31 protein-coding genes are annotated in these 24,708 nt (G+C 31.1%); 27 read left to right on the top strand and 4 right to left on the bottom strand.

Annotated features, from left to right (window positions below):
• The first annotated feature begins 80 nt into the window (after window positions 1-80).
• The 21 genes from AW14_RS06535 (at window position 81) to AW14_RS06430 (ending at window position 15,301) form a co-directional block, all read left to right on the top strand.
• Window positions 81-713, top strand: a complete 633-nt coding sequence (locus AW14_RS06535) for an XAC2610-related protein (RefSeq protein ID WP_245617627.1) — start codon at window positions 81-83, stop codon at window positions 711-713.
• A 144-nt stretch (window positions 714-857) separates the two neighbouring features.
• Complete coding sequence (locus AW14_RS06530; protein WP_154662126.1) at window positions 858-1,322, top strand: hypothetical protein; 465 nt, start codon at window positions 858-860, stop codon at window positions 1,320-1,322.
• Window positions 1,323-1,489: 167 nt separating this feature from the next.
• Window positions 1,490-2,143: an alpha/beta hydrolase gene (locus AW14_RS06525; protein WP_044638082.1), complete on the top strand. Its 654-nt coding sequence runs from the start codon at window positions 1,490-1,492 to the stop codon at window positions 2,141-2,143.
• A 196-nt stretch (window positions 2,144-2,339) separates the two neighbouring features.
• Window positions 2,340-2,573 (top strand): hypothetical protein, encoded by a 234-nt coding sequence (locus AW14_RS06520; RefSeq protein WP_044638081.1) that lies wholly within the window; start codon window positions 2,340-2,342, stop codon window positions 2,571-2,573.
• Complete coding sequence (locus AW14_RS06515) at window positions 2,573-2,890, top strand: type II toxin-antitoxin system RelE/ParE family toxin (RefSeq protein ID WP_052647444.1); 318 nt, start codon at window positions 2,573-2,575, stop codon at window positions 2,888-2,890. Before AW14_RS06520 ends, AW14_RS06515 begins: the two co-directional genes overlap by 1 nt.
• A 603-nt stretch (window positions 2,891-3,493) precedes the next feature.
• Window positions 3,494-4,036: a hypothetical protein gene (locus AW14_RS06510; protein WP_154662125.1), complete on the top strand. Its 543-nt coding sequence runs from the start codon at window positions 3,494-3,496 to the stop codon at window positions 4,034-4,036.
• A gap of 190 nt (window positions 4,037-4,226) precedes the next feature.
• On the top strand, window positions 4,227-4,598 hold the full coding sequence (locus AW14_RS06505) for a transposase (RefSeq protein WP_044638079.1): 372 nt from the start codon (window positions 4,227-4,229) through the stop codon (window positions 4,596-4,598).
• Window positions 4,556-5,449 (top strand): IS3 family transposase, encoded by an 894-nt coding sequence (locus AW14_RS06500; RefSeq protein WP_052647443.1) that lies wholly within the window; start codon window positions 4,556-4,558, stop codon window positions 5,447-5,449. Before AW14_RS06505 ends, AW14_RS06500 begins: the two co-directional genes overlap by 43 nt.
• 107 nt (window positions 5,450-5,556) lie before the next feature.
• Window positions 5,557-5,850 carry a type II toxin-antitoxin system HigB family toxin gene (locus AW14_RS06495; protein WP_044638077.1) on the top strand — a complete coding sequence of 98 codons (294 nt, stop codon included), beginning with the start codon at window positions 5,557-5,559 and terminating at the stop codon, window positions 5,848-5,850.
• Window positions 5,851-5,852: 2 nt separating this feature from the next.
• On the top strand, window positions 5,853-6,209 hold the full coding sequence (locus AW14_RS06490; protein WP_044638076.1) for a helix-turn-helix domain-containing protein: 357 nt from the start codon (window positions 5,853-5,855) through the stop codon (window positions 6,207-6,209).
• Between the two features lie 175 nt (window positions 6,210-6,384).
• The gene (locus AW14_RS06485) at window positions 6,385-6,618 is read left to right on the top strand and encodes a hypothetical protein (RefSeq protein ID WP_044639523.1); all 234 of its coding nucleotides are present in this window, start codon (window positions 6,385-6,387) and stop codon (window positions 6,616-6,618) included.
• A gap of 567 nt (window positions 6,619-7,185) precedes the next feature.
• Complete coding sequence (locus tag AW14_RS06475; protein ID WP_245617626.1) at window positions 7,186-7,539, top strand: hypothetical protein; 354 nt, start codon at window positions 7,186-7,188, stop codon at window positions 7,537-7,539.
• A 125-nt stretch (window positions 7,540-7,664) separates the two neighbouring features.
• Window positions 7,665-8,396, top strand: a complete 732-nt coding sequence (locus AW14_RS06470) for a calponin homology domain-containing protein (RefSeq protein ID WP_044638074.1) — start codon at window positions 7,665-7,667, stop codon at window positions 8,394-8,396.
• Between the two features lie 198 nt (window positions 8,397-8,594).
• Window positions 8,595-8,816 (top strand): alpha/beta hydrolase family protein, encoded by a 222-nt coding sequence (locus tag AW14_RS06465; protein WP_044638073.1) that lies wholly within the window; start codon window positions 8,595-8,597, stop codon window positions 8,814-8,816.
• A gap of 24 nt (window positions 8,817-8,840) precedes the next feature.
• Window positions 8,841-10,034, top strand: coding sequence for a dipeptidase (locus AW14_RS06460; protein WP_052647442.1), 1,194 nt, complete (start codon window positions 8,841-8,843; stop codon window positions 10,032-10,034).
• Window positions 10,035-10,232: 198 nt separating this feature from the next.
• Complete coding sequence (locus AW14_RS06455) at window positions 10,233-11,165, top strand: family 43 glycosylhydrolase (RefSeq protein WP_052647441.1); 933 nt, start codon at window positions 10,233-10,235, stop codon at window positions 11,163-11,165.
• A gap of 156 nt (window positions 11,166-11,321) precedes the next feature.
• Complete coding sequence (locus tag AW14_RS14440) at window positions 11,322-11,777, top strand: hypothetical protein (protein WP_052647440.1); 456 nt, start codon at window positions 11,322-11,324, stop codon at window positions 11,775-11,777.
• Window positions 11,778-11,953: 176 nt separating this feature from the next.
• The gene (locus AW14_RS06445) at window positions 11,954-12,355 is read left to right on the top strand and encodes a hypothetical protein (protein ID WP_154662124.1); all 402 of its coding nucleotides are present in this window, start codon (window positions 11,954-11,956) and stop codon (window positions 12,353-12,355) included.
• 181 nt (window positions 12,356-12,536) lie between these two features.
• Entirely contained in the window at window positions 12,537-12,893 is a 357-nt protein-coding gene (locus tag AW14_RS06440; protein ID WP_044638071.1) for a hypothetical protein, read from the top strand.
• A 105-nt stretch (window positions 12,894-12,998) separates the two neighbouring features.
• Window positions 12,999-13,664 carry an SMI1/KNR4 family protein gene (locus AW14_RS06435; protein WP_044638070.1) on the top strand — a complete coding sequence of 222 codons (666 nt, stop codon included), beginning with the start codon at window positions 12,999-13,001 and terminating at the stop codon, window positions 13,662-13,664.
• 320 nt (window positions 13,665-13,984) lie between these two features.
• Window positions 13,985-15,301, top strand: coding sequence for a hypothetical protein (locus AW14_RS06430; RefSeq protein ID WP_044638069.1), 1,317 nt, complete (start codon window positions 13,985-13,987; stop codon window positions 15,299-15,301).
• A 496-nt stretch (window positions 15,302-15,797) separates the two neighbouring features.
• On the opposite strand, the gene AW14_RS06425 is transcribed toward AW14_RS06430, so the two are convergent.
• The 4 genes from AW14_RS06425 to AW14_RS06410 form a co-directional block, all read right to left on the bottom strand.
• On the bottom strand, window positions 15,798-16,994 hold the full coding sequence (locus tag AW14_RS06425) for an IS256 family transposase (protein WP_044637031.1): 1,197 nt from the start codon (window positions 16,992-16,994) through the stop codon (window positions 15,798-15,800).
• 196 nt (window positions 16,995-17,190) lie between these two features.
• Window positions 17,191-17,553 (bottom strand): T9SS type A sorting domain-containing protein, encoded by a 363-nt coding sequence (locus AW14_RS06420; protein ID WP_044638068.1) that lies wholly within the window; start codon window positions 17,551-17,553, stop codon window positions 17,191-17,193.
• Window positions 17,535-17,939, bottom strand: a complete 405-nt coding sequence (locus AW14_RS06415; protein WP_044638067.1) for a hypothetical protein — start codon at window positions 17,937-17,939, stop codon at window positions 17,535-17,537. The genes AW14_RS06420 and AW14_RS06415 overlap by 19 nt, the downstream gene beginning before the upstream one ends.
• A 1-nt stretch (window position 17,940) precedes the next feature.
• A complete protein-coding gene (locus AW14_RS06410; RefSeq protein WP_044638066.1) occupies window positions 17,941-19,026 on the bottom strand; it encodes a right-handed parallel beta-helix repeat-containing protein in 1,086 nt (361 codons plus the stop codon).
• Between the two features lie 116 nt (window positions 19,027-19,142).
• On the opposite strand from AW14_RS06410, the gene AW14_RS06405 reads away from it, so the two are divergent.
• The 6 genes from AW14_RS06405 to AW14_RS14435 all read left to right on the top strand — a co-directional run bounded on the left by AW14_RS06405 (window position 19,143) and on the right by AW14_RS14435 (window position 24,614).
• Entirely contained in the window at window positions 19,143-21,023 is a 1,881-nt protein-coding gene (locus AW14_RS06405) for a sensor histidine kinase (protein WP_044638065.1), read from the top strand.
• Window positions 21,010-21,618, top strand: coding sequence for a response regulator transcription factor (locus tag AW14_RS06400; RefSeq protein ID WP_044638064.1), 609 nt, complete (start codon window positions 21,010-21,012; stop codon window positions 21,616-21,618). Before AW14_RS06405 ends, AW14_RS06400 begins: the two co-directional genes overlap by 14 nt.
• 176 nt (window positions 21,619-21,794) lie before the next feature.
• Entirely contained in the window at window positions 21,795-22,172 is a 378-nt protein-coding gene (locus AW14_RS06395; RefSeq protein ID WP_044638063.1) for a hypothetical protein, read from the top strand.
• A gap of 147 nt (window positions 22,173-22,319) precedes the next feature.
• Window positions 22,320-22,499 carry a hypothetical protein gene (locus tag AW14_RS06390; protein WP_044638062.1) on the top strand — a complete coding sequence of 60 codons (180 nt, stop codon included), beginning with the start codon at window positions 22,320-22,322 and terminating at the stop codon, window positions 22,497-22,499.
• An 86-nt stretch (window positions 22,500-22,585) separates the two neighbouring features.
• Entirely contained in the window at window positions 22,586-23,761 is a 1,176-nt protein-coding gene (locus AW14_RS06385) for an MFS transporter (RefSeq protein ID WP_044638061.1), read from the top strand.
• 10 nt (window positions 23,762-23,771) lie between these two features.
• Window positions 23,772-24,614, top strand: a complete 843-nt coding sequence (locus AW14_RS14435; RefSeq protein WP_052647439.1) for a glycosyltransferase family 32 protein — start codon at window positions 23,772-23,774, stop codon at window positions 24,612-24,614.
• Window positions 24,615-24,708: the final 94 nt, after the last annotated feature.

Below are 24,708 nucleotides of genomic sequence, written 5' to 3'. Positions count from 1 at the left end.
GGCTATAAGTAATTGCTTGTTCTCGCCTACTTCTGAAAATCCTTGCGGATTTTCAGTTTGGTGTGTACTTGTAAAGTTAAGTGCTAAACCACGCAACTACTCATAGCCCAACCGTTGCCAGTAATATGAGAAAAACTCTGCTAATATTAATAATACTGTTTTCATTTGAACTTTATTCACAAGAAATAATAAAGTTTTCATCTGCGGAATTTGAATTTTGTCTGACAAAAAAATGCGGAGAAACTGACTGTGAAATAACTAAAATTGAGGTTCTGAAAAATGGAATCTTAAAGCAAACTATAAAACCGAGCGAAAACTATTTCAGCAAAACATTTCCAAACGACCAACTTTTCGTAATTGAGGATATGAATTTTGACGGAAAAACGGATTTTAGGCTAATGGAATTACTTCCTGCTGGACCGAATGTTCCTTTTCTATTTTGGATTTACAATCCGACAAATGAACTCTTTGAAGAAAACAAAGATTACGGAGAAATAACTTCACCTGAATTTGATTACAAAAAAAAACAAATTAATTCGACTTGGAGAAACGGTTGTTGCGAACACGGACGAGATATTTATGAACTGACAAACGGAATTCCAAAATTGACCGAACGATTTATTATTGGACATAATTCAGAGGATAAAGAATATTACGAACATTGGAAAGTTGAAAACGGAGAATTAAAACTAATAGAAAAAACAGTTGAATAAAATACTACTGGCAACACCGTGTATAATTAATGGCTGGTTCTCGCCTACTTACGAAAATCCTCGCGGATTTTCTATCTGGTGTTTATTTGCTAAATTAGGTGCTAAAACACGCCACTAATCATACACAAAACCGTTGTAAGTAATTTGAGAAAAACGCTAACCATATTAATTTCATTGAGTTTCGGACTTATTTCCTGTAAATCAGAAAAGAAATATTCGGACTTTAATGAATCGGACTTTTACGAAGTTCAAGGAATTATTAATTATGCGAATCCGACAAGTGACCCTTTCGATAGTTCAACAGAAAAAAATGTGAGTTTCACCTATTTTTTAGACCGACCAAATCCGAAAACGGGAATTGAGAATAACTTGGAAATGTTTGAAGCTCAAAACGGATATCCTTTAATAGTTCTTGTACATAAAGAAGACGAAAACATAAGTTTTTATGGTCGAGTTGGAATTCTAGAAAATTTGAACGAAAAGGAAAAAGAATTTTTATCTAAACACATCGAAAAGGAAATGTCTAAACTAAAGAAAAAGACACCTGAATATATTTATAACGCACTAACAAAAGACTCTGTTAAAGAAAATAAAAACGACAAAAAATAAAAAACTACTTACAACACCGTGTATAAAAAATTGCTAGTTTTATACTAAACCAATGTCAGTTGCTTTGCTTGCTTGCTGCTGATTTTCCTACGGAAAATCCTCGCGCACAAACACGCAACTTTTCATACACAAGACCGTAGTGCATTAAAAACGAACTTTAGAATTCAATGAAAATATTTGGAATTAGTGGACTTGGAGCTGACAAAAGAGTGTTCAAATATTTAACACTTGAACACGAATTAATTCCTGTAGAATGGATAAAACCGAAAACTAAAGAGCCAATTATTGAATATTCAAAACGACTAATTGAAGAATACGGAATTGGAAATGAAGAGAGTTTTGGAATTTTAGGAGTAAGTTTTGGAGGTTTAATTGCAACTGAAATCAGCAAATTGACAAAACCTAAATTCACTATTTTAATTTCGTCTGTAGAAACAAGAACTGAATTAAGCGGAATTATCAAATTTGCTGGAAAATCCAAACTTATTGAATTAATTCCCGAAAAATTATTGAATCCACCTAAAGTAATTGCTCATTTTATGTTCGGAACGGAAAATAAGGAATTATTGAACTCAATTTTAGCTGATACAGATTTGAATTTCACGAAATGGGCAATTAGAGAATTAATGAACTGGGAAAATCAATTAAGAATAGGAAATTTAATTAAAATTGGCGGAACAAAAGACAAACTACTTCCACCAAAAGGAAAAAACACAATTCTAATTGAAAAAGGAGAGCATTTAATGATAGTTGATAAAGCTAAAGAAATAAGTAAGATAATTAATGAAAGAATAAATAACGCACTACAACACCGTGTATAAAAAATTGCTAGTTTTAGCTTAATCAAAGTTAGTTGCTCGTTTACTTGCTTCTGATTTTCCTTCGGAAAATCCTCGCCCGTAAACTCGCAACTTTTCATACACAAGACCGTTGGCAACAAGCAGTGAAATTCGTCAATAAAAGAAAAACTGATGTTTAAATTGATAATTTTGTATCTTTGATAAAAAGCTAAATAAAATGAATTTAGAAGCTCGAAAAATAGAATTTGTACAAGAATTTTTAAAACTTCAAAGCGAAGAAGCGGTTTCACGTCTAGAAAAAATTTTGAGAAAAGAAAAAAACGCTTCAAATGAGCGAATATTTGAACCTATGACTCAAGAGGAACTGGATAAAAGAATTGACAAGTCGGAATCTGATTTCCTAAACAATCGATTTAAAAGCAGTTCTGAACTCTTAGCAAAATATGAATAATGACATTGGAAATTATTTGGTCTGAATTTGCTGAAACTCAACTTGACGAAATCTACGAATATTATAAAAAGGAAGCCAGTACGAGAATAGCTAAAAAACTTGTGAAAGGGATTATCAATGAGCCAAAAAAGTTAATAAAAACTCCCTTAATTGGACAAGAAGAAGAATTACTAAAACAAAGAGAAATTCATTATCGATATTTAGTATTCAAAAATTATAAATTGATTTATTCTGTTGACCAAGAAAACGGATTTATAAAAATAGCTGACGTTTTTGATACACGACAAAATCCTCCAAAAATAAAACGGACAAAATAAAAGCCAGTTGCCAACAATGGCTATAAGTAATAGCTTGTTCTCGCCTACTTTGGAAATTCCTACGGAATTTCCAACTTGGTGTGTACTTGTAAAGTTAAGTGCTAACCCACGCAACTACTCATAGCCGAGACCGTTGGGTTTAATGCGAGAGCAAGTTTGCGTATATGACAAAAGCCTGGTTTGATTTTCGGATTTTTTTTTGAATTTTAACTTAGATAAATCAGAAAAAATGGACTGCTGAATTTCAAAATTTTGCGGAATTACTTACTCAAACTCTGACTGAATTAATGCACGGAATTTGACCAAATTGCGGAATCGGAAATCGGAACAAACCTTAATTTGAGCAAGTTTGCGGAAAAAAAATACATATAAAACGTCGGACTTTAGCCAATTTGCGGATTTCACATTTGAATGAAAAAACAAATGATTTAAAAGCTATTTATCTGACAAAAAAAGCACTAAAACCCAACACCGTGTAAAAAACATTGCTTATTTTAGTTCAGCCGTTTGGTCGTTGCTTTGTTTGCTTGCTTCTGATTTTCCTTCGGAAAATCCTCGCACTCAAACTCGCAACGTTCCTTACACAAACACGTTGGCAAACATATGAAAAGACACTTTTTAACTTCAATCGGAATTTTAATATTCTTGGTTTCCTGCAAACAAAAGGAAACCCAAAAAATGGAAATTCCTGAACAAAAACCAACAACTGAATTAAAAGTAGAAAATAAAATTGCGACTGAACAGTTCGTGGAAAATGATAGTTTAGCATTTGCTTTAGAATCTGAATTAGAAAAATTTGCCCTTCAAAATTCGATGTTTAAAACAGCATCAAAAGCTTATCAAAATCATCACGACAAAACTGTTATTGATACAATAAAAACTCTGACTTATGACAAAAGTGAATTGGAGTTTTATAAGTCTGCTACTTGGGAACACATAATAGGTGGAATTATTAAAAATCCTGAAATAGTGTTATCTAAGTCCTTAAAAATTGGAATACAAAAATCAACTCTTGAAAATAAACTGAAAACAAAAATAACATCGGATTTAGTAATACTTGGAAATTTAGAGCAAACTTCATTATTTACTTTTCATTTTGAAAATGGAATTTTAGAATCAATAAAATTTCAAGGTTACTTTGATTAAAAATACGTTTGCCAACACCGTGTAAAAAACATTGCTTATTTTAGTTAAACCGTTTGGTCGTTGCTTTGTTTGCTAGCATCTGATTTTCCTTCGGAAAATCCTCGCACTCAAACACGCAACGTTCCTTACACATAAACGTTGTGTGTCATTTTGACCCGTCCTGAATAAAGGCTACATAATTTTAAACGTTATGTATAAAAATGATAAAGTAATCAGACGGTATTCAGAACCTTTCAAACTGAAAATTCTGGACGAACTTACAACAGGAAAACTAAACAAATATCAACTAGGAAAACTTTATGGCATTGCTCCTACTACCATTAATGAATGGATTAGAAAGTACAATCGTAAAGACCTAATGAATACCAGAGTAAAAGTGGAAACAAAAGACGAGATCACACGAATTAAAGAACTTCAAAAGGAAATCGAACAATTAAAAAAATTGTTGTTAAAGAAAGACTTAGATGCCATGATTCAAGATTCATACCTGGAAGTGGCTGCCGAAGATCTTGGCTATAAATCGGTTGCAGAACTAAAAAAAAAGCTAAATATAGAGCGGTAAATAAAACTAAAGACAAAGCTAAAGGATTTGCGTCTTTAACAACTATTTGTAAGTCTTTCGGGCTTAAACGTGATGCATACTACAAGTATAAATATAGAGCTGACAAACGTTTAAAACTTGAACAACAGATCATTCAAATTGTAAACCAAAAACGCAGGTCCTTACCTAGAGAAGGCGTACGTAAACTCAAAATATCTTTGAAAAATGAGTTTGATAAAGCCAAACTTAAAGTAGGCAGAGACACGCTTTTTAACATTCTTAGAAAACACAATATGCTTATTACCAGAAAGAAACCCAGCTACAGAACTACCAATTCTTTGCATAGGTTTTACAAACATAAAAACATCATCAAAGATGTACTTGTTAATAGACCTAATCAGGTTTGGGTATCTGATATTACATACATCAGAACTATAAAAGGGTTTTGTTACTTGGCGCTTATAACGGATATGTATTCTAGAAAAATCATAGGTTACGACCTTAGCGATAGCCTTGAACTTAGCGGTTGTACAAGAGCGCTTAAAAAAGCAGTATATCAAGCTAAAAACATAGAAAACCTCATACATCACTCAGATAGAGGCATACAATATTGCAGCAATGTATACACACAAAATTTAAAGAGAAACAACATCAAAATTAGTATGACACTAGAAAATCATTGCTACGAAAACGCTATTGCTGAACGTGTAAACGGCATCCTAAAAGACGAGTTTTATCTTGACCAGACCTTTGATAGTGTACAACACGCGAAAAAAGCTACAAAAAGTGCTATTAATCTATACAACCAAATAAGATTACATGTATCTTTAGATTATAAAACACCAAATATGGTATATAAATTAACAGCGTAAATCAATTTTTAACCTGTAGCCATATTTCAGGACTAGACAGCTGAAAATAGCGAAATAATTACCATATTGGTAACTTTTTTGTTATATTTGCGACAAACAATTATAATGTGCGAGTAATAGCGAAACGAACTTTACGAGATTTTTGGGAAAAACACGCTGATTGCGAACAACAATTAAAATCTTGGTATAGAGAAACCGAAAAATCTGAATGGAAAAACATTAACGATTTAAAGAATGAATATCCAAGTGCAAGTATTTTAAAAGACAATCGAATTGTTTACAACATTAAAGGTAATAATTATCGCTTGATTGTAAAATTCAACTTTGAATACGGAATATGTTGGATAAGGTTTATCGGAACTCACGCAGAATATGACAAAATTGACGCAAATAACATCTGATTATGAAAATATTACCGATTAGAAACGAAAAAGACTATCAAAAAGCACTCGACAGACTTGAGGACATTTTTGATGCAAAAAAAGGAACGGAAGAAGGTGATGAATTGGAAATTCTTTCAATCCTGATTGACCGTTATGAAAATGAGAATTTCCCAATCGGAATGCCTGACCCAATCGAGGCAATTAAATTCCGAATGGAACAAATGGGAATGAATCAAAAAGATTTAGCAGAAGTTGTTGGTTTTAAAAGCAGAGTAAGTGAAATCCTAAATAAAAAAAGAAAATTGACTTTGGATATGATAAGAAAACTTAACACTAATCTACATATTCCAACTGAAGTTTTAGTCCAAGATTATTAAAATAAAGCCAGTGGCTAACAATGGCTATAAGTAATTGCTTGTTCTCGCCTACTTCTGAAAATCCTCGCGGATTTTCAGTTTGGTGTGTACTTGTAAAGTTAAGTGCTAAACCACGCAACTTTTCATATACGAACCGTTGGCATTCATTGCTGAACACCCTCAAACACCTAAAATTATGAATAAAAAAACAAAAGTTAAGATTATATGGTACTTATCATTTTTTGTTGTTTTCCTAATAATTTGGACAATATTACATTACACTTTTGAAAATTTAGAAAATGCATTTAAAGGACTAATTAGTGCTGTCATTTCTGGTTTACTTTCACCAAGATTAACGGAATATGAAACTCAATCAGGAAAGCAAATGCAATTGAAATGGATATTCTTTAAAAAACCAATCTCTCTTTAAAATCGGATTTTGATAAAATTTAGAATTGCTAACAAATTAAGAACTGATGAAGTTCGCAGAAATGAAAAACATCTGACTGACCAAAGCAGTGCGCAACTGTTGCGTCGGACTGATTTTCGAAACACAAAAAAAGGATTTACGACTGACCAAAAATTGTAAGAAAAAAAATAACGAAATGGCAACACCGTGTATAAAAAATTGCTAGTTTTATACTAAACCAATGTCAGTTGCTTTGTTTGCTTGCTGCTGATTTTCCTTCGGAAAATCCTCGCTCACAAACACGCAACTTTTCATACACATCAACGTTGGCAATAATATGACTGAACACAACGAAAAAACGAACAAATTGAATAATACTGAAATTCTGACCAATCTATTGTGGACAGCATTCGGTATAATAGGCGGAATAAGTTATTATTCAAAATCGGAATATTTAATTTGCGGAATTATGTCTTTAATCGGAATTTTATACGCTTACAAACTAATTAAATCATTAGCGGAAAAATGAAGAAAATTCACTTTGACAATATGATAAATTTGGTATAGATTGCAATTTTAATCCTATCTATGATATTTATTCTGGCTGGAGCTTTTGAACTGTTTGAATTTGAAAACCCAAAGTTGAATAAAAGAATAAGTGCTGTTGGATTTATTCTTCAAGTTATCTATTTCAGCAAAATGTTTTGGTATAAAAACTATATTCAATGGAACAAAAAAGGTGCTGTAATCCGAATTAACTCATTTTCTGCTAAATCATTGAGTTTTGAAAAAATAAAAAAGACTGAACTGAACGATAATAAATTAATAGTAACTAAAACTAACGGAAATAAAATTACGTTTGACTTGAATGAAATAGTGGAATCTGACAAACAAAAACTGAACGAAATAATAATAAAAAATACTATTGCCAACATTGTATAAAAATAATGCGTAAGTTTATTCCTAAATCAAAAGTTTGTGCTTGTTTGCTTGCATCTGATTTTCCTTCGGAAAATCCTCGCACATAAGCACGCAACTTTTCATATACGAACCGTTGTAGCCAATTAATGAAAAACGAGATTCTACATAATTTAGAGGAACTTTTAGAACAATCTCTTTCCTGCACAAAAGGAGCAACGATTGTACAAATTATTACGGATTATATTAATGAAACTAACCAGAATTATTTAAGTATTGGAATTAACAACTATTTAGATGATGATGAACCAATTGAATTAAATAAGCTTAAAGAAAATAAAGAATTAAAAGAGTCTTTTCAAAAAGCGCTTAAACTGAATTTGGATGAAAACAAAATACTCTCGAACTTTAAATCTGATTTGATAAATGCTTTTTCAGAAATAAAACTAAAAGTCCAATCTGAACAAAAAGGAATTAAAAATCAAGTTATCTTTTTGGAATATGACTTCCAACCTATCGCGTCAATATATGGTTACGGAAAAGGAAACTATCCAATATTAAAAAGCCCAAAATATTTAGAAATTTATCCTACTGAAGAAATCTACATAAATATTGAAAAAATTGATTATAGTTTAGCTTGGAAAGATTTAATTTCATTCAATAATGTTTTAGAAAAATTTGAAATAAATGATTACATTATTGAGTCTGACATTTATCAAGCACTCAACAATTCGTTTAAATTTAAGACTTATATATTATTACATAAAGCTTTCGACGAACTTGGAATTAAAATACTGGATGGAATTGATATTGAAAAACCAGTAATGATTTATGGAAATGAGCATGATTGCGAACCAATTAACATTTATGCATTTGAATAAAATAACTGGCTACAACAATGTATAAAAATAATTGCTCAATTTTGGGATTAATAATAGATCGTTACAAGTTTGCTAACCGTTGTGGTTCATGAAATAAAACACTAACCAAAATAAATACAGTCATGTAATATTTACATTTTTATGAAAGGGCACAGTGAATTTTGAATGACAGGTAATGCATCATTAAAGAATTGAGATGTGTACAAAAGACTAAAAGAAATTAAAGTGCCAACCTTAATGCTTGGTGCTAAATATGACACTATGGACCCGAAATATATGGAGTGGATGGCCTCTCAAGCACAAAATGGTCGCAGTATTACCACCAATGGAAGCCATCTGTCTCAATTTGATGACCCTGAAACTTTTTTCCCAGCGGTAATAAGATTTATTAAAGATGTAGATGATGGAGAATTCAATTAAAACCAAAATCCTGAATTTAAGAATATGAGATATTTAGTAATACTAATTTTCGTTTTAATTTCCTGTAAAAACTCTACTAATAATAAATCTGAATCCAATACTTTTGAAGATATTCATAGTAAGGCAATTTTCGTTGATTCTCATAACGATATTCTGTTACAAACAATGGAAAAAGGTTATGTAATTGACGATAACTTAAAGGGGAAAACTCACAGCGATTTAGACCGAATGAAAAAAGGTGGATTAGATGTTCAATTTTTTTCTGTTTGGAGTAATGGTAATCAAATAAACCCTTACAATTTTGCTAATATACAAATAGACAGTTTAGATGCTGTAATTAAAAGGAATCCAAAAAAGATTGTCAAGGTTTCAAATACGGAAGAATTACTCTCAGTAGTTGGCCAAAACAAAATAGCAGCTTTAATTGGTTTGGAAGGAGGACATCAAATTGAAGATGATTTAAACAAATTAGATTCTATTTACAATCGTGGAGTACGATATTTAACTCTTACTTGGAATAATTCTACAAAATGGGCAACAAGTGCATCTGATGAAACAAAAAAAGATGGAGCGCTAAATTCAGAAGAAAAAAAAGGACTTACTCAATTTGGAAAAGAAATTATTAACAGGATGAACAAATTGGGAATTATTATAGACGTTTCTCACGTTGGAGAACAAACTTTTTGGGATGTCATTACTAATACAAAAAAACCGATTATTGCTTCTCATAGTTCTGTTTATAATATCTGTCCTCATCATCGAAATCTGAAAGATAACCAAATAAAAGCAATTGCAAAAAATGATGGAGTTATTCAGATTAATTTTAGTTCTGGATTTTTAGATTCAACAGTCGGAAAAAAAGAAGATGAATTTCTTGAAAAACATAAATCTGAAATTGATTCTCTTAAACTTTCGGGTGTTAACCAATATCTCGCAGAGGAATTAATGTATCCAAAATATCGTCAAGAGTCAGAAAAATTGAAGGCACCTTTTAATCTTTTAATTGACCATATTGAATATATCATTAAATTAGTTGGTATCGATTATGTTGGAATAGGTTCTGATTTTGACGGAATGGTTTTACCACCAAAACAATTAAACGATGTTACGAAATATCCTTTAATCACAAAAGCACTGTTAGAAAAAGGGTATAGCGAAAAAGATATAGCCAAAATTCTCGGCGGAAATATATTGAGAGTTTTAAAAGCCAATGAATAAAAAATAACTACTGCCAACAAAGTATAAAAAAAATAAGTAAGTTTATTTCTAAATCAAAAGTTAGTGCTTGTTTAATTGTTGTTAATTTTCCTTCAGAAAATCCTCGCACACAAACTCGCAACTTTTCATTTACACCAAAGTTGCCAACAATGCAAAGATGTTAACTACGTATGATTTGATAACTAAATAATCAAAAGGATGATTAAAATTTTTAAGTACAGTTTAATTTTTTATTTTATTATTGGGTTATCCAGCATATCAGCTCAGGATTTAGATAAATATCCTATAAAGAATATAAAAAATCCATTGATTAATGTCCCTGGAATGGCAGACCCTCATATGTTAGTTGTTAATGACACTTGTTATGTGTTTACTGGACATGACGTAGGTTATGGAATTTCCGATTGGGTAATGCCTGATTGGAGAATATTTATGTCAACTGATTTACAAAACTGGAAACATGTTGGAACGATTAGCCCAAAGGATAATATAATGGGAGAAGGTAACACCAACTGCTGGGCAGGAGACATAGTATCACGAAATGGAAAATACTATTGGTATTATTCAAATAGAAAATTAGGCACAGGCGTAATGGTAGCAAACAGACCAGAAGGGCCATATATAGATGCATTAGGTGGCTACTTGGTTGATTCTTTTGACCCTACAATATTTGTCGATGAGGATGGAACACCATACATTGTATACGGTGAAAAGGGGTATAAAATTGCAAGGCTTAAAGAATCAATGATTGAACTAGATGAAAAACCTAAAGATATAATCATAAACAAAACCGTACACTTTCCAAATACAGATAAGAATTCATTACACAAACATAATGGAATCTATTATTTAAGCTGTTCAGGTTATTTTGCGACTTCAAAAAATTTGTATGGCCCTTATGAAACTAAAGGAGTTGTAGCAAAAGGATATGGGCTGGAAACAAACTATGCGCATGGAGACTTTTTTATATGGAAAGGAGATTGGTATCATACGTGGTGTAGATATCAAAACAGGTCAAAAGATAGAATCCGGGACAGTTACATAGCTCCAACCTATTATGATGACAATGGTGCGATGTATGACGATACAAGACATATTAATAAAAAATATGAATCATCTGGTGTTAACTAAATAAGCACGGTTGACATATAAATTAACAACGTAAATCAATTTTTAACCTGTAGCCATATTTTCAGGACAAGACACATCTCGAACGACAATAACAAAGACAAACGGGTAAGCTGAAAACCGATTAGAGTAAGCACCTTAAACTAAAACTGACCAAATATGAAATCAACTTTTAAATTTTTAATTTATGTGATTTGCTTTACTGCATTTTCAACTATTTCTGTTTTAGGACAAACAACTGATAACCAAAAGCTTTTGTACAAAACTGGAAATCCATCGGATTGGCCTAAAGACCAAGATGCAGTTGTGTCTGCTCCAAATAACCATAAAATTTTATTGGAAAATGACAAAGTAAGAGTTTTGGAAGTAACCGTTGCACCAAAAGAATTAGAACCTATCCATCACCATCAGTGGCCGAGTGTTCTTTACATAATGGAAGCAGGAGATTTTATTGACCGTGATGGAGAAGGGAATGTAATTATGGATACTCGTCAAATACCTGAACCTCTTGTTTTTCCAATGACAATGTATAAAAATCCAGAAGCACCACACTCAGTAGAGAATATAAGTGGCACTAAACCAATACGACTCATTAGAGTAGAAATGAAGCAATAGAACTTTTACAACGAACAAAAATACGAACGCACAACAATGGCTATAAGTAATTGTTTGTTCTCGCCAACTTCTAAAAATCCTCACCGATTTGTTTGGTGTGTACTTGCTAAGTTTAACGCTAAATCATGCAACTACTCATAACCATTTTTAGACAACATTTAAACAAAAATCTCGAGATGAATATAAAATATAATGAAATAGAGAAAACAATTGAAATTAAAGACGGCGTGAAAAATTATTATTTCGTTATGAAATTTTTAATGATTTTAAATTTATTGAATGCAGTTTTAAGACTTCTCAATCTGAAAAAAACGGGAATAGGATTTCAAGAAATTATTTGGTTCACTTTAGGAATTGCATCTTTAATAATACTTTATCTGTTTATTTTTAAAAGAACAACAACAGAAAAAATACCTATCACCGAAATTTGCAAATTGAAAGAAAAATCAATTCTTGGTCGAAGTAGATTTTCAATTAAATTATTAAACGGCAAAAAGCGTGAACTAACCGAATTGAAAACTCAAGCTGAATTTAAAGAATTGAAAAAAATGTTTGCTGAAATTGGAATTACAAACTAAAACAAAAAACGTTGCACAACAATGCATAACAGCAATTACGCCATATTCGACTAAATCTGAATCCGTTGTAATTACTAACATCAGTTCTAAGTTGAAAAACTTACTGTATTTTTGAATAACTAACGATTATACAAGATCATCATCATACATTTATAAAAACGTCAAACAAATATTCTAATAAATGAAAACATCAATTTTAGTAATCTGCTTATTATTCTTTACATCTTTTGAATTGACAGCTCAAACAGAATTCCAGCTCGAACCCTCGCAAAGTATGATAATAACAGGAAAAGGATCTGGACAAGATGCAACAATTAATCCTTATTTTGGACAAAACTGCTATGCAGTAGTTAAAAATATTGGAAAAAGAAAATTCTCTATTAGAATCCAGAAACAGAGTGAAATTATTGAAGAAATTTCTATTGAAGCTGGTGAATTAAAAAAAGTGAAACTTCTTATAGGTTATGAGTTATACTTGGATTCAAACCCAAAAGAAACAACAAAAGCTAGCGTGGATTATGAAAAATTAATTGAATAAAAACGTATGCTAACACCGTGTAAAAAATTGTTCATTTTATTCTAAACCAATGTTAGTTAATCGTTTACTAGCTTCTAATTTTTATAGGGAAAATATATGAAATAAATGAGAATTGAAATTTTTACCATTATTTTTATTGCTTCATTAACTGTCAGATTCTTACATTTTCAAAACAAAAAGAAATCTGATATTATAAAAAAGAAAATGCAGGAAAGGGTTGAAATAGCTAAAAGAATAAAAGCTATTAATGAATCCTCATATAATAAACTTAAAATATCTAGGCTACTTATTACAATGCTAGAAGAATTTCAATTCCACCTAGATGTCCAACCAACCCTAACAGAAACAGAATTAATTGAAATAGAAAAGCAAATAAACTTATCCTTACCTCTATCATATAAACTATTTTTAAAATATTTTGGAGATGGTGGAACTTGGATTTACGCAAATTCAATTGACAGTATTCGTAATAGGTCCTGGTTATCTAATTATAGAAAGGAATTAGATGAAAAAATAGAATTAGATAATAAAAAAATAAAAGTAGACTCATTATTATGTTTAATGGCTGAAGATTCAAATGGCGGAGCATGGTGTTGGTTAACTACGGAAGACACTAAAGATGGAGAATGGCCTTTAGCTTACTATAGTATAAGTGATAAAAAATTACATTATAAAGTTCAAAACTTCACTGAATGGATACAAATATTGGTAAATTCTAAAGAAGAAGTTATTAAAGAATTAGACTTAGATTATAAATTAGGATTAGGATAATTACTTATTTTATCTAACACAAAAGCTTGAAAAAATAAATAAAACACTAAACACCAGTTTATAAAGCAATAGCAAATTCAGAAGTAAATTCAAGATTTTAGCCCGCTTCAACTTTTTTTTTAACTCGCCAAGAAAGCGCCATACATTCTGCTACTATTATTATACGAGAACGTTGGGCTTAATTTTTTTTAATCGAAATCATGTACTAAGTGAAGCATGGTAACAAAAAAATAATCAATGAATCGAGCATAATTATTAAACTCAAAAAATTATGAATATCTTACAAGCAAGTTCCATCTGGCAATAAAAAAAATCATATTATGATGAATTATAGAATATTAAAAATTTTAATAGTACTAACTTTTTCGTGTACTTATTCTGGTGCACAAGAGGTCATAATTGATCTTTCAACTAATAAAGGCCCAATGACTCATGTGGCTAGCGGTTTTCTCCATACGGTTCGAAGCAAGACTGTTGCATCCACTCAAACTCTTGATCCGCTTGCACCTAAACACTTCAGGCATAGGCCTAGCGCAGCTTTAGACCGGGCAATTTATGATAGAATACAAGATTTTGGAGGAACACTTACCATGGTACTATCTGATGGTTGGGGATACTCTGGTACAGAATGGCCAGGAGATAATGGAAACTGGACAAAGTGGGAGAAGTTGGTAAGTAATTATGTTGACACTATCTTAACTAATAAATTAAATATTTACTACGATATCTGGAACGAAAGCAACTACGAAAGATACTGGCCACGCAGTGAAGAACGCTTTTTAGAAACTTGGCGAAGGGCAGTCCAGATAATACGCGACAAACAGCCAGATGCCGTAATAGTAGGACCAAGCTACACTAAAGAATTTCCGTATTCCAAAATCACAGATTTTCTTCTCTATGCCAAAAAAAACAATGTTTTACCTACCGCACTTTGCTGGCACGAAATGCACTCTGATGGGAATTTAGTAGTAGAACATACCGCTCAACTTCGCAAGTTTATGGCAGAACACGATATCACTATCCCTCAGTTTCATATTAATGAATATAGCAGATACGAATCACACATTGATGGAGCAAAGATTATAAAGTATTTTGTAGGATTGCATAAAGCCAAAATAGACGTGGCTGTTAGGGCGTGCTGGAGTAATGGTGACTGCTCGGGATGCAGCCCTGAAACACTGAATAATCTGGCCACCTGTGACGGCAAACCAAAATCGATTTGGTGGGCATACAAAGGGTACGCAGATATTACAGGCAACCTTGTAGATATTTCTAACACCTCAAAGCTTATTGGTATTGGGGGAAAAGATGCTTATGCCGGAAATGCAAACTTTGTTATAGGCGCCCTTGAAGATGCGGGATCCGTAACATTACGCTTCAAAAATATCGATTCAACGCCCTACTTGAACATCAATGGCGCTGTTAAAGTTGTCGCCCAACGTGTGCTTTATTCGGGAAATGAACCAACAAAGGAACCTATTGAAGTGCTTAATAAAAATATTAAGGTTACTAACAATGAGATTTCAATAGTATTGCCGGATTTTGAAAAATCTCAGGTATTTCTTTTGAATTTAAATGGAATCCAGCAGGACGATTTGGTAGCACCTGCGAATCCAAAAAGTTCACTCAAAGAGTAGTAAAAATATGTATTTCTTATTATTAGGAGTAGCTCATTATTCCTATAGAAGTGTTCAATACAAGAGCAATGTTTACGCACAAATATTGAAAAGAAATAAGATAGGTATGAACATAACCTAAAATTATTATTATAAAACCCCCTTGCAGAAACATTTAACAGAATTCTTACAGACGAATTTTATCTAGATCAAACCTTTTCGAATATTAATAAAGCGAAAAAACTACAAAAAATACAATTAATTTATACAACCCAATAAGATTACACTTATCTTTAGATTTCAAAATACCGAATATGGCATATAAATTAAAAGCCGAAATTCAATTTTAATCTGAAGTTATATTTCAGGATAAGAAGATAAGCTCTTTTAGTTCTTTACGAAGTGAAGAATTGTTTTGTTTGCGAACAAACAAATTGAAAACAACTGATAAAAACTATCAATATTATTGACACTATCCCGTAAAGTGTGTAAGTTAAAAATCGAGGGTTTAACTTTTTTAAAGTTGAACCCTTTTTTCAAATATAGTTAAAAACTGGTTTAAAATAATGCCCCAGTTCCTAATAGGCATCGACCATTTTTTGGTAGCCTCTCTAAGGGCTAAAAAAGTGGACTTCATAACAGCTTCATCTGTTGGGAATGAGAGCTTGTTTTTAGTGTATTTTCTGATTTTTCCATTAAGGTTTTCAATAAGGTTCGTAGTGTAAATGATTTTTCTAATTTCTAAAGGAAATTCATAGAAAGCGGTAAGTTCTTCCCAGTTATCTCTCCAGCTTTTAATAGCGTAAGAGTACTTGTGTTCCCATTTCTGAGCAAAGTCTTCTAGGGCGGCTTTTGCTGCACTTTTGGTGGGTGCATCGTAGATGCTTTTCATGTCCTTTGTAAATTCTTTCTTGTCTTTCCAAACAACATACCGACAAGCATTACGAATCTGGTGTACCACGCAGATTTGGGTTTTAGATTCAGGAAAAACGTTTTTAATGGTGTCGGTAAAACCGTTAAGATTATCTGTGGCCGTGATAAGCAAATCCTGAACGCCTCTGGCTTTCATATCGGTTAGTACACTCATCCAAAAGGCTGCCGATTCATTCTTCCCCAACCAAAGCCCTAAGACTTCCTTTTTACCATCTCTACGCAGTCCTACGGCGATGTACATGGTTTTGTTAATGACTTTGGAGTTCTCCCGAACCTTAAATACGATGCCATCCATCCAAGTAATTAAATATACGGGCTCCAGAGGTCTGTTTTGCCAAGCAACAATATCATTGGTAACTTTATCTGTGATACGTGATATGGTAGATGTGGATACATCAAAATCGTAAACTTCTCGGATTTGCTCTTCAATATCAGAATTACTCATACCCTTGGCATAAAGGCTGATAATGACGTTTTCTATGCCATCAACCATGTTAGTGCGTTTAGGAACCAGCATAGGGTTAAAAGAAGCGTCCCGGTCTCTGGGAACTTTAATATTAGTCTCTCCTAAAGCTGTTTTTATCTTTTTAGACCCATAGCCGTTACGGGTATTGCTATTATCGGATTGCTGATGCTTCTCATAGTCTAAATGAGCATCAAGTTCCCCTTCTAGCATCTTTTCAATACCTCGCTTTTGAATGGATTTTAGAAAGGAGGTCAGTTCGTCTCCTGTTTTAAACTGTTTTAAAAAATCGTCGTTTAGAAAATCTTCTTTCTTCATAAGTGTGTAAATTTTAAAATTAAACAAAAAAATATCGAGGGTTGCAACCCTCGATATTTTTAACTTTACACACTTTGTGAGATACTACCATATTATTTTTGAATTTTTCATAAACTTATTTTTTGTTTTCAAAAATTAGTAAAAAAGATGCTTTTGTTTTAAAAGCATCTTTTTTACTATTAATACGCTTTTCTTCTTATTTCTTAATAACCTTTTTCACAGCTTTTCCCGAATTCGAATTAATCACCAAAAAATAAGTGCCACTTGACAAACTTTTGGTGTTAATTTCATTAGATTCAAATTTTTGTTTCAAAACAACTTTTCCGGTTAAGTCATAAATTTGAATACTTTCTATTTCTAAAGTTGATTGTATGTTTATGTTATCTTGAAAAGCATTTGGAAAAACGGTAAACTGGTTTGAAAAATCTTGGATACTTAAGGTGTTCTCAATAGTAAAAGCAGCCATGGCATTAATACTCCAAATATCTGCACTGTTTTTTGCCCTTATAAAAAGCAAATGGCTTCCTTGTTGCAAACTGCTTATATCAATATCAAACATGTTTTCTGCTGATGGATTATAGGCACAGTTAATGCTGTACCATTACCTACACCTGGGTCTGTATCAAAAAAATACTCCATATTGGTTAAGGTTGCATTGTTTGATAAAGCTGCTGCAGTTACAAAAAACACACGTCTATCATACAAACCCCAAACATTGGCATCATCTTTGGCACGTAAATACAAAGTATGGAAACCTTCGGTTAAATTGCCAATAGGTAGTGTAAAACTTTCATTGATGTTTGCATTTGCAGTAACCGTTAAAGTAGTTGCATTCCCTACACCAGGGTCTGCATCAAAATAATATTCAATGCTGTTGATATTTTGTTGTGCAAAACCCACAAAAAACAAACATTGCATTATAAGTAAACAATTTTTTGTTTTCATGTTATTGTGCTTTAGCAGTTAATGCAACTTTTAAGCTACCATTTTGTGGCAAACTTGCAGTGCTTGAAATAATATTTACTGTTGGGTAGCCGGCAGGAATACCTACATTGCTAAAGTTAAAACCACCACCAAAAACACCTAAATCCTCACCATTGATACCTGCACCAATAGCTGGTGAGCCTGTTTGTAGAGTATAATCTGCATCTAACTTAAATTCAATATTTGCATCTGGAGTAAAATTGGTGAACATAGGGTTAATATTTTCCAAACTATTCATTTTTTGTGTATTTGAATCAATATCATAAGTTCCTGGCCCATAATTATAGGTTAAACAATTTTCTAATTTAGCATTTGACATATTCAAAGTATTTGGTGAAGAGTCATTTTTAATGAAAATAGAATTCTGAATTGTAAATATTCCAGTTGCATTTGGCTGTTTTGAAATATTTGGAGCTTGACCAATAAACATATTATTTGTAATAATTGCAGAAGTAGGCAATGTAAAAGTACTACTAGAACCTAGAATTACATTATTAGATATAGTTAAATTAGCTGCATAACTATTCCAAATTCTGTTAAAAACACATCCTTGAATAATTACATTATTTGCACCAACTGTAGCAGTTTCATATGGCAGAGATTCAATGGTTGCAGTCTGGAATTTGCAATTTATTATGGCAATATTTTCAACAATAACAGGTGGCACACCTGCACCTGTACTTTCTTTTCCTTTAATGGTAATATTAGCGTTAAATACACCTACATTAATTCCTTTTAAAGTTGTTCCTGAACCCTGTTCATTAATTAGAATACTATTAGTTGTTGCAACATAATTTTCTAAAGAATGAGATCTACCAACAATCGTTAATGGCTTATTAATTGTAATTAATGTTGAACCATAAATATTAGGCGAAGGCTGTAAATAAATCACATCATTAGGTGAGGCTGCATCTATTGCTGCTTGTAAATCACTAAAAGCTGCATTGGCACCTGTGTTGTTGTCAACATAAATTTGCGCGTTTATTGTGTAAAAACAAACAAATGCAAGTGTAAAAAATAGATTTTTTAAAGTAAATTTTGTTTTCATAATAGAATTTTAATGATTTATTCTCAAATTAACCTCAAAAAAAAAGTTCTCATATACCCTCTAATAGGTATTTTTTAATTTTTTTTTCTGTGCATTTTTATGGTTAGTTTTAAAAGATGAAAAATTGGCTGTTTTTTGGACTCTTGATATGGTGCTTTTTACCTATTAAAAGCAATGCACAAAGCATTGATACCTTGTTTGTAGATGGTATCAACAGAAAATCTCTTGGCAATTTTGCAAGTTACTGGGTAGATAGCACCAAAATAGCAAGTGTTTACGATTGTGAAAAAACATTTGTCAATAAAAAATTTCAACATTGGGATGAGGATAAAACCTTAAATCTTGGTAAAAACCCATATCCTTTATGGCTACAACTAACTGTAAAAAATAATGGAGCCAATTATAATGATTATTGGTGGGGAATTTATACCCAAGCAGATACCATCACTTTTTATAAAAAAGATAAAAACGATTTTATCGTGGTTGATAAACTCATCAACAATACTCTACGAAACAATAAAAAAGTTAGAACTCGTTTCCCTGCCACAAAAATTAGTTTACAACCCAACCAAAGTGAAACCTATTTTGTAAAAATTGAAAATTTAAGAAACACGCAAAATGCTGTAATGGATTTAACCACACCTGAAGACAACCTAATGTGGGAAAAAAAGTTTTACTGGCAAATTGGTTTTTTTATTGGTGGGTTTCTTTTAATTAGCGCAATAAGCTTAATATTGGGCTTTATTGCAAAAGAAAATGTTTTCTTTACTTATGCTGTTTATTTACTCTTTGTAATTTTTCTAAGCTTAAGAGAAGAGTTGTTAGTTACAGTAATTACTAATAAATATTTATTTGATATAGCTAATAATTTACACTCTTTACCTCTGGCGGTAATTACGCTAGCATTACATTTTAAGATTGTAAATTTTATTCTTTATCAAAAAAAGAATAAAGAAAATAATATTTTTTTACAAAAAACAAATAATGTCTTTTTAATATTCGGTGTAATTTTCTCCATAATTTTTTACTTTTTTAAAGAAGAAATGCTTTTTGATTCAGGTATATTCTCTTATTTATGGGACATTAGTATTTTCGTGATTTTCGGAATTCTACTAATAACTCTACTTATTATTTGGCAAAAATTCAACAAACTAACTCTAAAACTTTTAGCTCTAATTATAGGAACATTATTTTTATATTATAATCCTGCAGGATATTTTTTAAATTATGCTGGTATCCTTAATTATTACACCATCACCTATCCGAATTATTTTTACTGGATTGTTTGTTTTGAATTTTTATTAATTGGCTGTTTTTTAGCTTGGAGATATCAAAATACGATGAAGAATAATTTTTCTTTATTGTCAGAAAAAAAATTGAAAAAAGAACGTTATTACAGAAAAAAAATTGAAATCCAACAAAGTGAAAGAATTGAGATTGCTAAAGATTTACATGATGATTTAGGTGCAACAATAAGTGCTTTAAAATTAATTATAACAAATAATTACAAAGAAGACAAACACCTATCTACCATGATTACCAAAGCAAGTTCTGACTTAAAAGTTTTCTTTAATAAACTTACTTTAAATAATTTAGACAAACCTTTTAAAGTTGCTTTACATGAAAAAATTGAAGCAATAAATAGCGCTAATACGCTTAAAATTACATTTATCTGTTTGTGCGAAAATTTAGAAATTACAAATCGATTCAATCAAGTTATCTATAAAATAAGTAATGAATTAATTATAAATATTGTAAAACACTCTAAAGCAAAAGAGGCAACATTACAAATCATTAAAGAAGAAAATAAAATTGAAATTTTAGCAGAAGATGATGGTATAGGTTTTAATATCAAAAAGAAATATAGTGGTTTAGGACTAGAAAGCATAAAGACACGAGTTAAAAACTTAAAGGGTACTATTCACATTTCTAGCAATAGTAAAGGAAGTACGTTTATCATTCATTTACCCATAAAATCTAATTATGCAGAAAAATGAAAAAAATATTATTATTGTTGATGACCATCAGTTATTTGCAGAGGGCTTAAAAAGAATTATTGAAGACATCCCCAATTTTACAGTAATCGACACCTGCAATAATTTGGAAGAATTAAAATTATCTATCAACAAAAAAATACCTCATTTGATTATGTTAGATATTCAAATGAAAGGATTTAATGGTTTTGAAATTTGCGAACTTCTTCAAAAAAAACACCCTTTTATTAAAATTATTATGATTTCTATGTTTGACTCTAATGATATAATTGAAAAATGCAAAAAGGTAAATGCTAATGGTTATATTGCTAAAACAACAGAATCTTGTATAGTAAAAGATACAATAATTAATGTTTTAAATGGGGTTAATAGTTTTGTAAATCCAAATCCAAGAAATAAAAACGAGCCATTAGTTGTTACAAACAGAGAGAAAGAAATTATTGAACTAATTAAAAAAGGATTTAATTCAAACGAAATTGCTAAAAAATTAGCAATTAGCAAATTTACTGTAGATACACATAGAAAAAATATTTTAAAAAAATTAAATTTAAGCAGCACTGCCGAACTAATTGGATATGCTTTTAAGAATTTTTATTAATCTATAAAGTATCTTTATAAAGAAAAATATACGAATGCAGAAATCCGATTATAAAATATACATTCTGGGCGCTGTAGTTAGTGGTTTAATTGTTGCACAAGTTTTAAAAATCATGGATATTCGCCAACAATTATAGAGGCTACAGATAGCATTAAATAATACAAAATAATATAATTATGAAAAAAACACTTTTTATTTTTATCGCAATTCTTGGATGCTTTTCGTGCTCTAATTCTGAAACACAGGTATTAAACGGAATTTTAACAGGGGAATTTATAGAAATAACACCCGAGAGCAACAGAACAACTCTAATTTTTAGCTCTAATAACAACCAATTACAAGAAAAAAGAATAACTGATGGCGAAAATCCAATTACCAGAACGTTCTCAATACGATTACTTGATAGTGGAATGATAGAACTTAGTAGTAATGAAGCGGATGAAGAATCCCCTAGAGTTCTTCATTACAAAACAATTAATAATAATAAATTTGAAATAGGAAACATAAATCAAAATGATCCTGAAAATACAATAATGATTTTTGAACGCAACTAAAAAACACAAGGGCTAATAATGCATAAATAGAATTACGGTAGACTCGACTTAGTATGAATTAACTTAGATTAACAATAGCAATACCGAAGCTGAAATTATTAATTTTAAACCTGTAACTAACCGTTATAAAAAACCTTCAATTAAAACATGAGAAAACCAGTAATAATATTACTCCTATTGTTTTCCATATTGCTTTTTGGGCAAAATTTTGAAGGTGACATTATTTACGAAATAAAATATTTTAGAGTAGATAATGGCGAAGAAGTAAAACAACGAAAAATTAGAGACAAAGAGTTTAAACTACCTAAACACAAAGTTCTCGCATAAAAAATTGGTATTTAACACTGTGAAAAATTACATAAGTTTATTCTTAAAACTAAAATTAGTTCTTGAATGCTTAAATAAAACTAAGCATGAACCGATCTAATTTAATACTTCCTTCAATTGTGATCTCTCAGTTTTGTTGTACATCACTTTGGTTTGCAGGAAATGCTGTAATGAGCAATTTTATGGTAAATTTCAACCTAGAAGCGAGTGATTTAGGACACTTAACATCGGCTGTACAGTTTGGTTTTATTTTAGGCACGCTTGTTTTCGCTATTTTAAGTATTGCCGACCGATTTTCGCCATCAAAAGTTTTTTTAACATGTGCATTATTAGGATCCCTATTTAATATAGGGCTAATCTGGGAAGGAAACAGTTTAACAAGCATCCTTTCACTTCGATTTATTACTGGCTTCTTTTTAGCAGGTATATACCCAGTTGGAATGAAAATAGCTGCAGACCATTATGAAAAAGGACTAGGCAAATCACTTGGATTCTTAGTTGGGGCATTGGTGGTTGGCACTGCTTTCCCTCATTTAGTGAAGGATATAACTGGAGATTTTCCTTGGAAATCTGTATTAGTTTTAACTTCAATTCTAGGAGCGTTTGGTGGCCTATTAATGTTTATCATGGTGCCAGACGGCCCTTATAGAAAACCTGGAAACAAATTAGAAATACTAGCCTCTTTTACTGTATTTCGAAATCATAAATTTCGTTCGGTTGCTTTTGGTTATTTTGGCCATATGTGGGAGCTGTATGCCTTTTGGGCATTTGTACCAATGATACTAGAAACATATAGTATAAAACATCCTGAAACGGCGTTTAATATTCCATTATTGTCATTCCTAATTATAGGAATTGGAGGATTAGCATGTGTACTCGGCGCATATCTCTCACAAACATTAGGAACTAAGCAAATAGCATTTATAACACTTCTCTTATCTTGTGGTTGCTGTCTTTTTTCTCCCTTAATGTTCTTGATAGAATCTGAAAGCTTTTTTATTAGTTTTCTTCTTTTATGGGGAATGGTTGTTATTGCAGACTCACCTATGTTTTCGACGCTTGTTGCTCAAAATGCCTCAGCAGAAATAAGAGGAGCTGCGCTTACCATTGTAAATTGCATTGGTTTCTCAATAACCATAATAAGTATCCAGCTTCTAAATGTTTTACAAGCTAAAATGAACCCTATATATATTTATATAATATTAGCCTTAGGTCCAATATTAGGCTTAATTGCGTTAAACAAAAAAAGAAATAGCACCTAAAAAAACTCAATTGAAACCTACTATAAATACTACCGTAAAACTTGACTTATCAAAACATGAAAACATTCCTAAAATTATTCATGTTTCATGGAAAACAAAAAACATTCTTGATAATGAATCACCAGTAATTTTAAATGGTTTAGCTAATTTAAAAAGAATAAACCCCAATTATAAATTAGAAATTAGTGATGATATTGATGTTGAAAACTATCTTAAACAAAAATTAAAAAAATGGGATTACATAAAAATTAAAAACAAAAAAATTGTTGAGAAAATTGACCTTTGGCGATTGCTAAAGATTTATCACGAAGGTGGTATATACGTTGATGTAGACAGATATTGTAATATCCCTTTTGATGCTATTATTAAAAATGAAACTAAATGTATATTACCTACCCACGGCGATATCGATTTCTCTCAAGATTTAATAATAAGTTGCAGAAAAAACCCCATTTACAAAAAAGCGATTGAATATAACTTAAAAGCCAGATTTTTAATTAACCCTCGTGGTGTATTTCATTTAGGCCCTCCCATTTACATGCGAGCAGTAACAGAATGTGTTTTTGGAACGCATATTAAAAGAAACCCTGGTAGTTCTGTTATGAATAACTTGAGAATTTTACTAGAGAATTCAAAATCCTTTCAAACCTACAAAGAACATTTACCTAACGATTCGTTAATATTTCAATACAACCAAGATACTTTTCAAAAAGGCAACGGATTGGATAAAGAAGATTTTTATAATTCTGAAAACATTAAACCATGGAGTTCAGGATATGATAAAAACACATTGATTTTGTTTATTATCACAGGAATAATACTATTAATCGCTTTTTATATTTACTATGTTTAATAAAAACTAAAACTACTCATACACATTTACAATACCTATCTCAATTTATAAAAAGTAAAATTCATACAAATAAACTTTAAATTTAAACCTTAAA

This window comes from Siansivirga zeaxanthinifaciens CC-SAMT-1 (genome assembly GCF_000941055.1).
GTDB lineage: Bacteria > Bacteroidota > Bacteroidia > Flavobacteriales > Flavobacteriaceae > Siansivirga > Siansivirga zeaxanthinifaciens.
This window is presented reverse-complemented; position numbering and strand designations above follow the sequence as displayed.

What these genes read in the sequence shown, in the direction of transcription:
- AW14_RS06525 (WP_044638082.1), top strand. Translation starts at nt 1,490, where the DNA reads ATGAAAATATTTGGAATTAGTGGACTTGGAGCTGACAAAAGAGTGTTC.
- AW14_RS06520 (WP_044638081.1), top strand. Translation starts at nt 2,340, where the DNA reads ATGAATTTAGAAGCTCGAAAAATAGAATTTGTACAAGAATTTTTAAAA.
- AW14_RS06515 (WP_052647444.1), top strand. Translation starts at nt 2,573, where the DNA reads ATGACATTGGAAATTATTTGGTCTGAATTTGCTGAAACTCAACTTGAC.
- AW14_RS06510 (WP_154662125.1), top strand. Translation starts at nt 3,494, where the DNA reads ATGAAAAGACACTTTTTAACTTCAATCGGAATTTTAATATTCTTGGTT.
- AW14_RS06505 (WP_044638079.1), top strand. Translation starts at nt 4,227, where the DNA reads ATGTATAAAAATGATAAAGTAATCAGACGGTATTCAGAACCTTTCAAA.
- AW14_RS06490 (WP_044638076.1), top strand. Translation starts at nt 5,853, where the DNA reads ATGAAAATATTACCGATTAGAAACGAAAAAGACTATCAAAAAGCACTC.
- AW14_RS06485 (WP_044639523.1), top strand. Translation starts at nt 6,385, where the DNA reads ATGAATAAAAAAACAAAAGTTAAGATTATATGGTACTTATCATTTTTT.
- AW14_RS06475 (WP_245617626.1), top strand. Translation starts at nt 7,186, where the DNA reads ATGATATTTATTCTGGCTGGAGCTTTTGAACTGTTTGAATTTGAAAAC.
- AW14_RS06470 (WP_044638074.1), top strand. Translation starts at nt 7,665, where the DNA reads ATGAAAAACGAGATTCTACATAATTTAGAGGAACTTTTAGAACAATCT.
- AW14_RS06460 (WP_052647442.1), top strand. Translation starts at nt 8,841, where the DNA reads ATGAGATATTTAGTAATACTAATTTTCGTTTTAATTTCCTGTAAAAAC.
- AW14_RS06455 (WP_052647441.1), top strand. Translation starts at nt 10,233, where the DNA reads ATGATTAAAATTTTTAAGTACAGTTTAATTTTTTATTTTATTATTGGG.
- AW14_RS14440 (WP_052647440.1), top strand. Translation starts at nt 11,322, where the DNA reads ATGAAATCAACTTTTAAATTTTTAATTTATGTGATTTGCTTTACTGCA.
- AW14_RS06445 (WP_154662124.1), top strand. Translation starts at nt 11,954, where the DNA reads ATGAATATAAAATATAATGAAATAGAGAAAACAATTGAAATTAAAGAC.
- AW14_RS06440 (WP_044638071.1), top strand. Translation starts at nt 12,537, where the DNA reads ATGAAAACATCAATTTTAGTAATCTGCTTATTATTCTTTACATCTTTT.
- AW14_RS06435 (WP_044638070.1), top strand. Translation starts at nt 12,999, where the DNA reads ATGAGAATTGAAATTTTTACCATTATTTTTATTGCTTCATTAACTGTC.
- AW14_RS06430 (WP_044638069.1), top strand. Translation starts at nt 13,985, where the DNA reads ATGATGAATTATAGAATATTAAAAATTTTAATAGTACTAACTTTTTCG.
- AW14_RS06425 (WP_044637031.1), bottom strand. Translation starts at nt 16,994, where the DNA reads ATGAAGAAAGAAGATTTTCTAAACGACGATTTTTTAAAACAGTTTAAA.
- AW14_RS06420 (WP_044638068.1), bottom strand. Translation starts at nt 17,553, where the DNA reads ATGTTTGATATTGATATAAGCAGTTTGCAACAAGGAAGCCATTTGCTT.
- AW14_RS06415 (WP_044638067.1), bottom strand. Translation starts at nt 17,939, where the DNA reads ATGAAAACAAAAAATTGTTTACTTATAATGCAATGTTTGTTTTTTGTG.
- AW14_RS06410 (WP_044638066.1), bottom strand. Translation starts at nt 19,026, where the DNA reads ATGAAAACAAAATTTACTTTAAAAAATCTATTTTTTACACTTGCATTT.
- AW14_RS06405 (WP_044638065.1), top strand. Translation starts at nt 19,143, where the DNA reads ATGAAAAATTGGCTGTTTTTTGGACTCTTGATATGGTGCTTTTTACCT.
- AW14_RS06400 (WP_044638064.1), top strand. Translation starts at nt 21,010, where the DNA reads ATGCAGAAAAATGAAAAAAATATTATTATTGTTGATGACCATCAGTTA.
- AW14_RS06395 (WP_044638063.1), top strand. Translation starts at nt 21,795, where the DNA reads ATGAAAAAAACACTTTTTATTTTTATCGCAATTCTTGGATGCTTTTCG.
- AW14_RS06390 (WP_044638062.1), top strand. Translation starts at nt 22,320, where the DNA reads ATGAGAAAACCAGTAATAATATTACTCCTATTGTTTTCCATATTGCTT.
- AW14_RS06385 (WP_044638061.1), top strand. Translation starts at nt 22,586, where the DNA reads ATGAACCGATCTAATTTAATACTTCCTTCAATTGTGATCTCTCAGTTT.